Source organism: Phycisphaeraceae bacterium, assembly GCA_015709595.1.
Lineage (GTDB): Bacteria > Planctomycetota > Phycisphaerae > Phycisphaerales > SM1A02 > CAADGA01.
Genome location: CP054178.1, coordinates 596,730 through 610,497, shown reverse-complemented (window position 1 = coordinate 610,497; position 13,768 = coordinate 596,730). Strand labels below are relative to the sequence as shown.

Annotated in this window: 11 protein-coding genes; 5 read left to right on the top strand and 6 right to left on the bottom strand. The window is 68.3% G+C overall.

The annotated features are described in order from the left end of the window. The first annotated feature begins 94 nt into the window (after positions 1-94). Complete coding sequence (locus HRU76_02675) at positions 95-922, top strand: YmdB family metallophosphoesterase (GenBank protein QOJ16562.1); 828 nt, start codon at positions 95-97, stop codon at positions 920-922. 4 nt (positions 923-926) lie between these two features. On the opposite strand, the gene HRU76_02670 is transcribed toward HRU76_02675, so the two are convergent. Next, a complete protein-coding gene (locus HRU76_02670) occupies positions 927-1,262 on the bottom strand; it encodes a hypothetical protein (protein QOJ16561.1) in 336 nt (111 codons plus the stop codon). Positions 1,263-1,426: 164 nt separating this feature from the next. Then, a complete protein-coding gene (locus tag HRU76_02665) occupies positions 1,427-5,353 on the bottom strand; it encodes a hydantoinase B/oxoprolinase family protein (GenBank protein QOJ16560.1) in 3,927 nt (1,308 codons plus the stop codon). Positions 5,354-5,585: 232 nt separating this feature from the next. Between HRU76_02665 and HRU76_02660 the strand changes: the two genes are divergently transcribed. Further along, positions 5,586-6,704: a cobalamin B12-binding domain-containing protein gene (locus HRU76_02660; GenBank protein QOJ16559.1), complete on the top strand. Its 1,119-nt coding sequence runs from the start codon at positions 5,586-5,588 to the stop codon at positions 6,702-6,704. Positions 6,705-6,730: 26 nt separating this feature from the next. Here the strand turns inward: HRU76_02660 and HRU76_02655 are convergent, their stop codons facing one another. Together HRU76_02655 and HRU76_02650 are read right to left on the bottom strand one after the other, a co-directional pair. Beyond that, on the bottom strand, positions 6,731-7,756 hold the full coding sequence (locus HRU76_02655) for a membrane dipeptidase (protein ID QOJ16558.1): 1,026 nt from the start codon (positions 7,754-7,756) through the stop codon (positions 6,731-6,733). 39 nt (positions 7,757-7,795) lie between these two features. Further along, positions 7,796-8,965, bottom strand: a complete 1,170-nt coding sequence (locus HRU76_02650; GenBank protein QOJ16557.1) for an amidohydrolase family protein — start codon at positions 8,963-8,965, stop codon at positions 7,796-7,798. A 108-nt stretch (positions 8,966-9,073) separates the two neighbouring features. Here HRU76_02650 and HRU76_02645 point away from each other — a divergent pair, with 108 nt between their 5' ends. Then, positions 9,074-10,240: a glycosyltransferase gene (locus HRU76_02645; protein ID QOJ16556.1), complete on the top strand. Its 1,167-nt coding sequence runs from the start codon at positions 9,074-9,076 to the stop codon at positions 10,238-10,240. A 265-nt stretch (positions 10,241-10,505) separates the two neighbouring features. Further along, complete coding sequence (locus HRU76_02640) at positions 10,506-10,994, top strand: hypothetical protein (GenBank protein QOJ16555.1); 489 nt, start codon at positions 10,506-10,508, stop codon at positions 10,992-10,994. A gap of 420 nt (positions 10,995-11,414) precedes the next feature. On the opposite strand, the gene HRU76_02635 is transcribed toward HRU76_02640, so the two are convergent. Together HRU76_02635 and HRU76_02630 are read right to left on the bottom strand one after the other, a co-directional pair. Further along, positions 11,415-11,648, bottom strand: coding sequence for a carbon storage regulator (locus HRU76_02635; protein ID QOJ16554.1), 234 nt, complete (start codon positions 11,646-11,648; stop codon positions 11,415-11,417). A gap of 276 nt (positions 11,649-11,924) precedes the next feature. Beyond that, entirely contained in the window at positions 11,925-12,164 is a 240-nt protein-coding gene (locus HRU76_02630) for a NifU family protein (GenBank protein ID QOJ19067.1), read from the bottom strand. Positions 12,165-12,297: 133 nt separating this feature from the next. On the opposite strand from HRU76_02630, the gene HRU76_02625 reads away from it, so the two are divergent. Further along, positions 12,298-13,749 carry a hypothetical protein gene (locus tag HRU76_02625; GenBank protein ID QOJ16553.1) on the top strand — a complete coding sequence of 484 codons (1,452 nt, stop codon included), beginning with the start codon at positions 12,298-12,300 and terminating at the stop codon, positions 13,747-13,749. Positions 13,750-13,768 lie beyond the last annotated feature (19 nt).

Genomic DNA, 13,768 nt, shown 5'->3' with positions numbered 1-13,768 from the left:
CGGCCCGCCATCCCGTGAAGAGTATAACCTCTCCCCGTCAGGAATTCATCCGCTCATTTCACCGGGTCGGTTGCGAAATCAGGAGTTTCCCTTCATGGCCGACCTGTGCATCGCGTTCCTGGGCGACATCGTGGGGCGTCCCGGGCGCCGGGTGGTGGAGCAGCAGATGGCTTCGCTGAAGCGGGATCATGCGCCGCACCTCATCATCGCCAACGGCGAGAACGCCCGCAGCGGATCGGGGCTTTCACCTTCGATCCTCGGTCATCTGCGGGCCGCGGGCATCCACGCCGTCACGCTGGGCGACCACTGCTACCGCGATCACAGCATCGTGCCGCTGCTGGAGCAGCCGGACGCGCCCGTGCTTCGCCCCGCCAATCTGGCCCGGAAATCGCCGGGAAAGCGCTGGATTCGCCTGGCGCCGCCGCCCGGTTTCTCCCGTTCGGTGTACGTGATGACCGTGCTGGGGCGCATCTACATGCCGCTTCCCGCCAATGACCCGTTTCAGTGCGTGGACGAGGTGCTCGCCGAGTTGCCCGAGCCGAATCCGATCGTCCTGGTTGAGGCCCACATGGAGACGACCAGCGAGAAGGTTGCGCTCGCCGCCTATCTGAAGGGTCGCGCGGCCGCCGTGCTGGGAACGCACACGCACGTGCCCACCGCCGACGCACGGGTGCTGCCGGGGGGGACGGCGTTCATCACCGACGTCGGGATGTGCGGACCCTACGACTCCATTATCGGACGGGAGACCGATGCGGTTCTTCGGCACATGACCACCGCGCTCCACATGCCCTACGGCGTCGCGGAGCATGGCGCCATGATGTGCGGCGCCGTGGTGCGCGTATCGGAGTCGTCGGGGCGAGCGTTGTCGATTGATCGGATCGAGTATCGGGCCGATTACGCCAGCCCGCCGTTCCGGACCTGAACGATCACGCCTCGATCAGCCCCTGGCGTTCCAGCGTCTCCAGCAAGCCGAAGGTCGAGGCCCAGCGTCTGAACTGCGCCGTCGCGCCGGACAGCCGCAGCAGCGCTCCGGCGGCACGGGATTCGCGCACGATCAGCATGATGGTGGCGAGCAGGCGACCGTTCATGACGCGCACGCCTGAAAGATCGATCTGAATGCCCGACACGCGCCGCGCCAGCGCGGCACGGGCGTCGTTCAGCAGGTGCAGCAGGCCGCTCGAGAGCGTCGCGTCCTGCGGCGCGGCCAGCCGGACGGTTGAAAACCGCGAATCGGCGGCCGGGGCGTGTGTCAGCCGTGACATGATCCTTTCTCCGGTTGTCTCCAACCCTACCCTGACACGGATACGCACGCAAGCAAGGGCAGTTGCCGAGATTCCATGTTGTTTTCCCGCGCGTACGACAACTCTCCCCCTGCTTGACGGAAGGACACGTCGGGCGTCACTGGATTCCACGCGGCATCGGGGATTCACCCATCCGTCGCCCGTCCCCACCCGCCGCCTCCCGGCGTCTCGATGATGAGGCGATCACCGGCGTCCACCGATGCGCCATCGACGGAGCGGAGTTCGACCACGTCGCCATCGGACCGCACAATCCGCTGAAACCCCGGCGCTCCGCGTGAACCGCCTTCCATTCCGAAGGGTCCGCTGGCCCGTCGCTGGGTGAGCACCGAGACCGCCATGGGCCGCAGGAAGCGCAGTTCCCGGACCACGCCGTCCCCGCCGCGCCATCGGCCGCGTCCGCCGGAGCCGCGCCGGATGACGAATCGCTCCAGCATGACCGGGAAGCGATGCTCCAGCACTTCCGGGTCGGTCAGCCGGGTGTTGGTCATGTGTGTCTGCACGGCGTCGGCGCCATCCCATCCAGGCCCGGCGCCGGAGCCGCCGCAGATCGTTTCATAGTACGACACGCGATCGTCGCCGAAAAGCAGGTTGTTCATGGTGCCCTGTCCGGCGGCCATCAGCCCCAGCGCCTTGATGAGCGTATCGGTGAGCCGCTGGCTGACTTCCGTGTTTCCGCCCACGACCGCCGGGCAACGGGTCGCATCGGAAAGATCGAACGGCGGATTCAGCAGCCCCGGCGGGACGTGAATCGACACCGTTTCCAGCATGCCCTCGTTGAGCGGCAGGGCCTCGCCGACCAGCAGGCGCAGCACGTAGAGCACCACGCTGTGAACAATGGCCGGCGTGGCGTTGAGATTGCCGGGATGCACCGCGGCGGAGCCGGAGAAGTCGATGCGGAGCCGATCCTCGTCGCGGTCGATGACCACGCGCAGAGGTGATCCGTCATCCAGCGACTCCTCCGCCTCAAACCGCGCCGCGGGCAGCGTGGCGATGGCCTTGCGGGCCTGCTCGGATGCGTGACGGCGCAGGGCGTCCATCTGCCGGCGGACGAAGTCGACGCCGCGCTCCCGAACCAGCGCGGCCAGGGCGTCGGCGCCTCGACGCGTCGCCGCCACCTGGGCGCGCAGGTCGGCGAGATTGTCGGAGACCGCGCGGCTGGGGAACGGGTCGGCGCGAAGCAGCCGCTCGACGCGGTCGAAGCGGGGCTCGCCGCCCTTCACGAGGTGCATGGGGGGAATGACGACTCCCTCCTCCGCGAGCGTTCGCGCGTCGGGCGGCATCGAGCCGGGGCGTGATCCGCCGATCTCCGCGTGATGCGCCCGCGCCGCCGCGAAGCCGATGAGTTGATGATCCGGCGCGTACACCGGCGTGATGATGCTCACGTCAGGCAGGTGCGAACCGCCGAACGCGGGGTGGTTGGTGATGATGACGTCGCCCGCCCCGATCGGCAGGGCGGCTCGGACGGCCCGCACGCACAGCCCCAGCGCGCCAAGATGCACGGGAATGTGCGGCGCGTTGACCAGCAGACGACCTTCGCCATCCAGCAGGGCGCAGGAGAAGTCGCGGCGCTCCTTCACGTTCACCGAGATCGCGGTGCGCTCCAGCAGATCGCCCATCTCGCCCGCGATGGAGGTGAGCCGGTTGATGAACAGGTCGCGCTCGGCCAGTTCGTGGCGCGCGGGCGGCGGTGACGTCCCGGACTCCGCGCGTCGGGTTGGTGCGTCATGGTCCGCTTCACGCCGCAGCACCAGGCAGTCCGACGGATCGACGAATGCCGACCAGCCCGGCTCGATGATGAACGTGCTGGAGGCGCCGGTAATGACCGCGGGACCACGTAGCATGGTCCCCGGGATCAGTGCTTCGCGCTCATGCCGCGCTGACTCGCGCCACGCGCCGCCGACCCAGACGCGATGCCTGTGCGTGGCGGGCGCCACCCCCTCACGGTCGCGGCTCGCTGGAGCCGCCGCCGGCCCAGGCGACTCGCCTGTTCGCCTCGGTGCTGGTGGGGCAGGCGTCTGGCCTGCCCTTCGACGCACTCGCATGATCACGCGCATCGACTCCACTTCGATCGGCTTGCCCTCCGGCGCGTGGCCGTACAGCGCGTGATACGCCCGCTCGAACCGTGGCTGAATTTCTGCGGCCTCGGTTGCTTCCAGCGTGATGGTCGCCTCCTGCCCCAGCAGCCGAACGTCCACGAGGCGCTGCTCGGAGATGTCGTCGCGCTCGGGCTCGGCGCCGAGTTCCTCGGTCAGCAGGGCGCAACACTCGCGCGCCAGTTCGTGGCGCAGCGCGTCGAAGCGACCGAGGAACTCGGAGAGCGGCTGGAGCACCTGCCGCTGGGCGAAGCGCTCGATGGACGCCGCCCCCAGCCCCACCGCGCTGAGCAGCGAGGCGTCGCGCGGCATGAGCACCGTCGAGATGCCCAGCCGCTCGGCCACACGGCAGCAATGCTGTCCCCCGGCGCCGCCGAAGGACACGAGCGCGTAATCAGAAACGTCGAACCCCCGGCGGATGGAGATACGCGCCATGGCGTCCGCCATCCGCTGGTCCGCCAGGGCCAGAAACGCCTCCAGCACCACGTCACGGTCCGGGCGTCGGCCGGTTTCGCGTTCGATCGCGGCCAGCACGTCCGACAGGGCGTGCTTCGCCGCGCTCGGATCGAGCGGAATCTCGAATCGTTCGGGGACGATCCGGCCCAGCAGCAGATTCACGTCGGTGATGGTGAGTGGTCCGCCCCGTCCGTAGCACGCCGGTCCCGGCGAAGCCCCGGCACTGCGGGGTCCGACTTCCAGGCGCCCGTGCCGGAAGGCGCAGACCGACCCTCCGCCCGCGGCGACCGTTTCGATCGCCAGCGCCGGGGCCTGGATGCGCCCCGCGCCGACCTGGTGCTCGAAACGGTACTCCGGCGATTCATCGACGCGGCAGACGTCGGTGCTGGTCCCGCCCATGTCGAACCCGATCACGCGCCGGAATCCGGAGCGCCGTCCCGCTTCGGCGGCGCCGAGCACGCCCCCGGCGGGTCCACTGAGCAGGCAGTCCTTGGCGCGGATGCCTGAAGCCCGCGCCAGTCCGCCCGCGCTGGTCATCACGCGGATCGTCGCCCCCGGCATGGCGGCCCAGAGGCGCTCCAGGTATGCATCGATCGCCGGTGACGTGAAGGCGTTGACCACGGCGGTCTCCGCCCGAGGCACGATGCGGATGAGCGGCGACAGCTCGGCGGACGTGGACACGTGCTCGAAGCCCATCCGCCGCAGGATCGACGCGGCCTGCCGCTCGTGCGCGGGATGGAGGTAGGCGTGGAGGAGCGCCACCGCCGCGTGGCGCACGCCGCGGTCCAGCACCTGTCGCGCCGCGTTCTCCAGCGACGCGGCGTCCAGCGGATCGATCACCCGACCGGAGGCGTCCAGCCGCTCATCCACCTCGATCACGCGGGAATACAGCGGGGGCGGACGCTCGATGCGCCGGGCGAACAGGTCCGGTCGCGTCTGATCGCGGATGATGAGCAGGTCGGCGAACCCGCGCGTCACGAAGAACGCCACCGGAGGACCGATCCGCTGCAGCAGGGCGTTGGTGGCCCGCGTGGTGGCCAGACGCAGCTCGATGGGCGGCAAGGCGCTCCGCGCTGACGTTCCAGTCACCAGGCGCGCCGCCAGCACGGGCGTTTCCTCATCGGACGCAAGGGCGATCACCTCCCCGGGGCTGAGGGGCGGAACGGGAGGCCGGTCGAATGTCACCTCCTGATCGACGGCGCGGTACGTCAGGACGCGCGGTGGGGGATCGCCGTTGGCGGTGGAACCGTCGACGCCATGCGCTGGTGAGCGCCCCGAAGAGGTCCGCCGCACCTCGAAGCCGGTGATGAAGTCATCGGGCCACGGGGCGTGCTCGCTCAATCGAACACGGTTGCTCGTCAGCACCCGCGACACGGCGGCGCGCAGCTCGCCCGAGCTGAGCACCTTGGCCCGATGGGTCTCCCCCGATGGATCGATCGCTACGCAGTCGGTGAAGGTGCCGCCGGTATCGATGAAAACTTGCCAGAGACCGGATGGCTGCATGGGGAATCGCCGCGAGTGGGTTCGGGGTGGCGATTCTAACCGGCGCCGACCGGGCGTTCGCCGAGGGTGTGTTCGCGCTCGTGCCGGGCGAGTCGCGTGAATCGCGTCTCGGTCGCATTGTCCCCACGATCGTTCGGCGCATTTCACGCCCAGTCGTCTACCATTGACGCCGCTTCTGCTCGGGCCGGCGAATGTCGGGTCGAGCCCTTTTTCAGCCCGGATCAATCCGTTCATGCCAGTTCCCACCACCGAACCGACCACTTCGATCGAGAAGAAGGATCGCTGCGCCGATCTGCCCCATCGTCCGCGCGTGCTGCTGGGCAAGATGGGTCTGGATGGGCACGACCGGGGCGTGAAGCTCATCGCCCGCGCCATGCGCGATTCGGGCGTCCACGTCATTTATTCCGGGCTGTGGCAGACGCCCCGTTCGCTGGCCATTTCAGCCCGCGACGAGGACTGCGACCTGATCGCCTGCTCGATGATGAGCAACTCGCACATGGTGCTGGTGCCGCGCCTGCTGGACGAGTGCCGCAGGGTGGGCCGGCCTGACATGGTGGTCAACGTGGGGGGGATCATTCCCCAGGAGGACGTGCAGCCGCTGCTCGAGTCCGGCGTCAACCAGGTGTTCCATACCGGCACGTCGATGGATGAGATCATCCAGAGCGTGCGTGAGGCGACGAAGCCCTACGGCGCGCTGAAGTCGGACCATCCTCACGCGACGCTGGCGCGGGCGATCTCCTTCGCCCACGCGGGCAAGGCGCCCGGCGATGTCCCGCGTCGCCGCCCCGGGCAGGTGGTCGGCCTCACCGGCGCGCCCGGCGCGGGCAAGAGCACCCTGGTGGCTTCCATGGCCACCGAGGCGGTGCGCCGGGGCGAGCGCGTGGCCGTCGTCGCCTTCGACCCCATGAGCCCCATCACGGGCGGCGCCCTGCTGGGCGATCGTCTCCGCGTGGACTTCAACACCGTGGACGAGAAGATCTTCTACCGCTCGCTGGCCATCGTGGGCGAGGACTACCGCACGCTGCCGGACATCGTGGAGCTGATCGGCGGCGCGGGTTTCGACAAGCTCATCATTGAAACCGTGGGCGCCGGGCAGAACGATGTGGCCATCCGCAACTACGTGGATCGCACCGCGGTGGTGGTGGTGCCCGGCATGGGCGACTCGGTGCAGATGGACAAGGCGGGTCTGCTGGAGATCGCCGACCTCTTCGTCATCAACAAGGCGGACTTCGCGGGCGAGAACAAGCTCAAGCGCGAGCTGCTGGACATCGCTGACGGGCGCGCCATCCACGAAACCATCGCCACGCAGGGCAAGGGCGTCGTCGAACTGCTTGACGGTCTGTTCGCGTAGACCTTCGATCGCCAGTCATGGCTCAATCACCGCCAGGCGCGGCGCAGAAAGCACACCCAGTTGCCGCGCTGGAAGCCGTGCAGATCGTCGGGCGACCAGCCCCGCGCCGCCAGCGCCGCGGGCAGGGCCCGCCAGGCGCGTGGATGGTCCAGCCCGATCGGCAGGTCGGTGGGGGGGAATCCGCCGTCCGCGTCGGAGCCCAGCGCGACGCCCCGCCTTGTGCCCATGACTTCGGCGATGTGCTCCACGTGGGCGACGGCGTCATCGACCGTTGCACGGCGGTCGTTGGCCAGGAACTTTGAGAACAGGTTGAGCCCAATCACCCCGCCGCGCGAGGCGATGGCCCGGATTGACTCATCGCGCAGGTGCCGCTGGTTGGGGGGCTGATTCTCCACGTGCATCAGCGCCCGTGCGTTGGAATGCGACGCCGCCACCGCGCCTCGCGCCAGGTCGAGAACCTCGTCCATCGCTTCGTCGGCCAGGTGCGAGAGATCGTGAATGATGCCCGCGTCATCCAGGGCGTGAACCAGTTCCCGCCCCGCCCCGGTGAGCGGCCCTGGCGCCGCGTTGCCGCCCGCGTACCGTGAACCGAAAGCCCAGGTCATCCCCACCAGGCGCACGCCGCGCTCGTGCCAGTGCGGCACGTGCTCCGGTGATCGAATCGGGTCGGCGCCTTCCATCAGGATGACCATGCGGAGCGGTGCGTCGTCTGAAAGGGGCGACGCGTCAGCCGTCGGAGGGGTGATGGCGGGCAGGTCGGCGGCGTCACGCACGATCCGGAGGTGGCCCTGACGTTCGAGTTCCTCGTAGATGACGATCTGCCGCAGGGCCTCGCGCTCCACGGCGTCCACGTCTTCGCTGGCCAGGCATCCGGGGCGGCCCCCCCGCGCCACGTCGAGGAAGATGGTCCCGAAGCAGAGTTCGACGCTCCCCTCGCGCAGGTCGGGCAGTGACACGCACCCCGTGGCGGCGTCGCGGCAGGGGCGGGTCAGGTCGCGTCCCTGGGCCGCCAGGTACGCCAGGTCGAGATGTCCGTCGATCCATCGGATCATGCCGCGAGGTTCTCGATGCGTGAGCGTGATTCGACTGCGTCAGCCGAACAGACGGCGTGCGTTGTCGTGGTAGATCTGGCGCAGCAGCTCGGGCGGCAGCGCCCGGCCCACCAGCCGGGGCGCGCTCATGTTGCTGAAGCGATCCGGCTCCACCATCGCCAGGTCCGGGTCGGCCACGGGCGACTCGCCTTCGTAGTCCGTCTCCAGCATGGCGCGGTAGCACCAGTAGCGGCTGGCGTAGAGGTCGAAGGCCTCCTGCTCGCTGCCTGCCTTGCGCTGCATTTCGTTGCTCTTGTCGCCCTCGCTGGTGAGATGGTCGTCAGTGGTCACGATGTCGGACCCGTACAGAATGCGCGTGCGGTATCGCAGCAGGAACCCCAGCATCTCCTCCTGCCGGTGCTTTGACCATTCGCGCACCTGCCACTTGCAGGCGCTGGTGTCAATGACGAGGTTGGGGTGGCGATCCAGCAGCGCTGAGAGAAACGCCAGATTCTCCGGCGTGCCGGCCATGTGAGCGGCGATGAACGTGGTGGAGCGGAAGCGATCCAGCAGCCGCTCGAAGGGATCGTACTGCGACTCCTTCGTGCCGTAGATCGACGCATCGGCGTACTTGGTGGCGAACCAGGTGTCCGGGTCGGCCACGTGAACCATGATTGACATGCCCAGCCCCACGGCGGTCTCCACGGCGGCAATCCGCGATGGGGCGTCGAGCCGGAAGAGCGTGGGGTCGCCCAGCTCGCGGGCGGTGTCGATCGACCGGGGCGCGGCCCACAGCTTGGCGACCCGCGCGCCCTTGGCGTGCCATTCCTCGATGCGGCGGATATATCCATCGGCCAGGGCGTGGCGTCGGTTCTCCTTGGCCCAGTAGTCGGGTACGGCAATGAAGCGGATGCGATCGCCGAACACCTCGCGCACCACGTCCGCCTCCTCGTACATCGTCATCGAGTAGACGGTCTGCACGCCGTACAGGTCGCAGGCCCGCAGCAACAGCGCGGCGGCCCGGCGACCGTTGACGTGCGAGTGGATGTCGATGATCGGCGCCACCGGCGGGCCGAACGACGCGGCCTCGCGCTGGTAGTCCCAGCCGAAACGGTTGGAGGCGTTGACGGGGCGGACGCCGGGAGCCGGGCTGACGGAAACCGGCGACCGCGGGGCATCGCCCGGGCGCGAAGCGGATGCGTCCGCCGCTCGTGGTGAGAGGGAGGTCATGGCGGGGGATGGTAGGGGCGGGGTCGGACGTGGTGGACCACGTTGCAGAGATGCATCGAGACGCGGCGCGATACCCGTACTCACGAGTGGGTGTGCTACGCTCCCGGCGTGCCCGGCCCCCGCATCCATCTCGCCCACGACTGGCTCGTCGGTCTGCGCGGCGGGGAGTGGGTGCTTGACGCCCTGGCGCGCCTGTACGGACCGACCACCCTCTACACGCTGGTCAACGATGGTCGGTTTCTCACGGACGCGATCGCCGCCTGCCGCGTCATCACGTCGCCGCTGCAGCGGATTCCGGGGGCGTCGGGGCGGCTGCGGCGGTGGTGCTTCCCGATCATGCCGTGGGCGGTTGAGCGGCTGCGCGTGCGCGGACCGGAGCACCCAGACGGGTGCGACCTGCTCATCTCCACCAGCTCCGCGGTGATGAAGGCGATCATTCCGCCGACGCGACCGGATGGCGAGCCGATTCCTCACCTGTGCTACTGCCACTCGCCCGCACGCTACGCATGGGATCAGCTGGAAGACTATCGCCACGGGGCCCTGGGCGGTCTGCGCGCCGCCGGGCTGCGGATGATCAGGCGGCGCTTTCAGCGGTGGGATCGCGCCGTCTGCTCGCGCGTCACGCGGTTTCTCGCCAACAGCCAGCACACGGCGAAACGCATCGAGCGCTGCTGGGAGCGCGAGGCGGTCGTGGCGCCTCCGCCGGTGCGGACGACGTTCTTCACGCCCGACCCCGCCGTCCCGCGAGAGGATTGGCATCTGCTCGTCGGCGCCCTGGAGCCCTACAAGCGCGTGGACCTGGCGATTCGCGCCTGCACAGCACGGCGGGCACGCCTGCGAATCGCGGGAAGCGGATCTCAGCGCGGCGCGCTCGAGCGGCTGGCGCGGCGAACGATGCGTGAGCACGGCGCGCCGCCTGGAACGATCGAGTTTCTGGGGCGCGTCGATGACGCCTCGCTGCGCGACTTGTATCGCCGGGCCCGCGCCCTGATCCAGCCGCAGATGGAGGACTTCGGCATCATCGCGGTGGAAGCGCAGGCGTGCGGCTGCCCGGTGATCGCCTACGCGGCGGGGGGCGCGCTCGAAACAGTGGCGGAGGAGTGCGGCGTGTTCTTCGAGTCGCAGACGGTCGAGGCGCTCGGCGGGGCGCTTCGGCAGTTCGAGGCGCGCTCATGGGAGTCCGCGGCCTGTCGCCAGTCAGCAGAGCGATTCAGCGAATCGGTGTTTGACCAACGTCTTACCGAACAGGTGATGGCGTTGTGCCACCATGCCTGACAGCGTCGCGGTGAGGCGCAACCCAGTTGTCAGGACGATTCTGACTGTTGACAACCTGTGGATGAGTTCTGAAGAGACCCAATCTCGCCCGATTGGGGCGGCGATCAAACCGCGCTGCAACGGGCCTGGGATGCGGGTTTTCGGTCGATCGCCATGACGGACATGAGGAAATGTGTCGAATCTGAGGTGTTGATTGGGCGATGGTGTTGCATTGTGGGGCATAGTGGGGTAAAGTGTGGCTCGTCACCTCTTGGGGCGTCCATGCGTGCTCTTCACCGGCGAGTTCCTCCACACCATCGACTCGAAGCAGCGTCTGGCGATTCCCGCCGAGGTGCGTTCGCGTCTGGAGCGCGAGAAACTCCCGCCCACGTTCTACGTGGTGCCCGGTCCGAACGGCTCGCTCTGGCTCTGGCCGGAGAAGACCTTCGAGACGATGGCGGCGGATCTGGAGCAGTCGCTGGTGCCCGGCGAGGACGAGTTGGCCTTCGCGGAAGCCACGTTTCCCCTGGCGCGCCTGGTCGAGATCGACAGCGCGGGTCGCGTGCGCGTGCCGGAGGAGTTGCTGGCGGACGCGGGGCTGGGTTCGAGCGTGATGATCATCGGGATGCGCGATCACCTGGAGCTGCGCGACCCCGAGTCGTGGCAGCGCGACCGGGCGGAGCGCCGCGCCAGACAGGCGGAAGTCATGCTCCGCGCCCGCATGGCGATGCGGGAGCGGCGGCACATGAACGGAGGAGGGAAAGACGGCACGTGATCCGGGCTCGGATCACCTGCCTTTGGGTCGGTCGGTGAGCGTTGGTTGCCGGGCGCCGCTCAGGGAAGGGTGGATGGCCCATCACGGACGAAGATCGCCCAGGGACGGGCGGGCAGCCAGCCGGAGCGCGCAACGCCGGAAGACGCTCAGCGACCGGGCATTCGTGGGTCAGGGATGACCCGGTAGTTCGCGGGGTGGAGGCGGGCAGGGATGGCCCACACCTCCAGGAAACGTGGATCGGGGCCCCGCTCCACGGACTCCAAGCTGTCCTTCGGCTCGTTGCCGCGAGCCGAAGGCCTTTCGACCACTTCCCGCATCGCCCGCGTCGCCCGCCACCAGGCGGCGCGGGCTTTTTACGTCGGCGTCCGTCGCTCGGCGCGCACGATCACCCTCGCGCGAGAAGCACGCGTCCGCGATCAATCAACCAGCACCAGCGCTCGTGTTCGGCTTGATCGTGCCGACAACCGGGTTCACATGCGTGCCGCTCAGGATTTCGTCGGCCAGTTCACGTCGAAAGACCTGAACGTGCCTTGGAAAACTGAACGCCAGGCGCACCCGTTCGCCTTTCACCGACGCCACGCGCACGATGCCGAGCGGATTGCTCGGATCGCCGATCACGACCTCTTCCCCTTCTTTGCGTGACACCACCAGCATCGCGGACCTCCTGTCCGTTTCCGTGCGCGACCGCGCACGGCCCACCAGACTCAAGCCCGAGGGATTGTAACCGATCGGCGTGATCGCTGGCGAGAAAAAAGCCGCCCATCAGGGCAAACGGCCACGGGGGCGAAGAACGACCCCTCGCCGATTGGATGCCGAAAGCGATGGCGGGGTTCATCCGCGCCGCATTCACGGGTCACTCCCCACCAAGGGGCCCGACGTTGAGCGTCCTTGGGAGAGCACGAACAAAAACAATTCTGGCGCAACTTGTTGTCAGTCAACGGCTTGCACGCCACGAACTTCGGGGATTCGATCCCGGAGCGACCGCTCGATCCCTGACTGGAGGGTCAGCGTGCTTGAAGGGCAGCCCACGCATGCCCCGTGGAACCGCACCTGCACCATCCGTTCCGGGGTGACGCCCACGAATTCGACATCGCCCCCGTCGGCCTGGACCGCCGGTCGGATTAGGTCGATGACGGCCGCCACTCGATCCTCGAGCGTGCCTGTCTGCATGTCGATCGCCTTGGCCATGTCGAGCTCCCGGCGTGTGAATCCCACGAATGGGTTGCGGACCGCCTCGATCAATGATAGCCCACGTGGGCGCTTCGTCGGACCCGGCGAAGCCAGTCACCTACACTTGCTCCCCATGCGATTCGTTTCTCCGTTTCGTGCGGCGCTCCTTCCGCTTGTCCTCATGCTCGCGTGCTGCGCCGGGTGCTCCACCCCGCTGGCGGTGGACGACCCGGTCAAGGAACTCAACACGCCCGAGCAGACGCCCCGTCGGTACATGGGCGCCATTGAGTCGCTCAAGGGCCGCGACCTGACCGAGGAGGAGCGTCAGGTGCTGCGCGGGATGATGTACCGTCCCGGCTACACCCCGGAAGTGCGCGAGGCGGCCCTCAACCTGCTGGAGCAGCGTGACAAGGCGGGCCTCTTCGAGACGATCGGATTGCGGTTGCCCCGTCTGGACGCTCTGCAGTGGCGGCGTCGCCTCTGCGAAATCATCGCGGAGCGCGGCTGGACCGATCTCTCCCAGGCGCTGGTGCGGGCCTGGGCCATCCCCATGCCCGGCTGGGTGGACAGCGAGACCGACCGACCCGAGTACCTGGCGCTGGCGCGCCTGTATGGACGCGACCGCGTCATCGACCAGGTCTTCCAGATGCTGGTGGAGAGCAACACGGTGGCGCTGCAGGGCTTCCGCCGCGCGGCGTGGACGCTGCTTCATCGACTGGGCCAGCGCGAGCGGCTGACGCAGCTGCTTCAGTCGGTGGATGAATCGAGCCAGGACGCGATGCTCATCGACCTGAAGGCCGGCGCGACGGAGCTGGGCATCGTGCCCGCCAACTACGAGGAGATACTGTGGGTGCGCACGCTGCGCCAGCCGGCGTGGGCGACGTTCTGGACCGAGGCGGCCTCGGTCATCCGCGCGCTGCCGCCCGCGTCGCGGGCGACGATCGAGCTCCGCGACCTGCCGATTCTGGTCGCCGCGTCGAAGCACGAGCCGGAGCTGCTCACCGCCTCGCGCGACGATCTGTACCAGCGCGTGGACGGCGTCCTACGAGGCCGCAAGCGGCACATGGGTGGCAACCGTCCGGGCGCGTACGAGGGGTACATCGGCACCAACGATCAGTATCTCAACGATCATCGCGACAAGCTCACGTGGGGTGATCTGGCCGCGATGCTGCTGGCCATGCGCGCCCTCAGCGTGCCGGAGGTGGTGAACCACCTGTTCGACTACGCCGAGCGTGATCGGGCGGACAAGTCCACCGAGTACGGCGGCCTGATCCGGCTGGACGAGAAGCACCGCTTCGAGGTGATCGAGTTCATCCCGCGGGTGCGTTACCACGACAACCGCTTTGAGTCTTCGCCCGCGATGATCGAGGCGGGCTACGGCGCCGTGTTCCACTTCCACTTCCACGTGCAGCGTCACGACAACGCGCAGTACGCCGGGCCGGGGCTGGGCGACCTCGACTACGCGCAGAACGTGCGGGCCAACTGCCTGGTGTTCACATCGGTCGATCGCCGGACCATGAACGTGGACTTCTACAGGCATGATCGCGTGGTCGTTGACCTGGGCGAGATCAAGCGGGCCGATTGAGGACAACCGGACCGGGGCC

Bases quoted from the DNA above. Each gene is read 5' to 3' on its own strand.
- HRU76_02660 (QOJ16559.1), top strand. From the start codon at position 5,586: ATGCCAGTTCCCACCACCGAACCGACCACTTCGATCGAGAAGAAGGAT.
- HRU76_02635 (QOJ16554.1), bottom strand. From the start codon at position 11,648: ATGCTGGTGGTGTCACGCAAAGAAGGGGAAGAGGTCGTGATCGGCGAT.
- HRU76_02665 (QOJ16560.1), bottom strand. From the start codon at position 5,353: ATGCAGCCATCCGGTCTCTGGCAAGTTTTCATCGATACCGGCGGCACC.
- HRU76_02670 (QOJ16561.1), bottom strand. From the start codon at position 1,262: ATGTCACGGCTGACACACGCCCCGGCCGCCGATTCGCGGTTTTCAACC.
- HRU76_02655 (QOJ16558.1), bottom strand. From the start codon at position 7,756: ATGATCCGATGGATCGACGGACATCTCGACCTGGCGTACCTGGCGGCC.
- HRU76_02650 (QOJ16557.1), bottom strand. From the start codon at position 8,965: ATGACCTCCCTCTCACCACGAGCGGCGGACGCATCCGCTTCGCGCCCG.
- HRU76_02675 (QOJ16562.1), top strand. From the start codon at position 95: ATGGCCGACCTGTGCATCGCGTTCCTGGGCGACATCGTGGGGCGTCCC.
- HRU76_02630 (QOJ19067.1), bottom strand. From the start codon at position 12,164: ATGCAGACAGGCACGCTCGAGGATCGAGTGGCGGCCGTCATCGACCTA.
- HRU76_02625 (QOJ16553.1), top strand. From the start codon at position 12,298: ATGCGATTCGTTTCTCCGTTTCGTGCGGCGCTCCTTCCGCTTGTCCTC.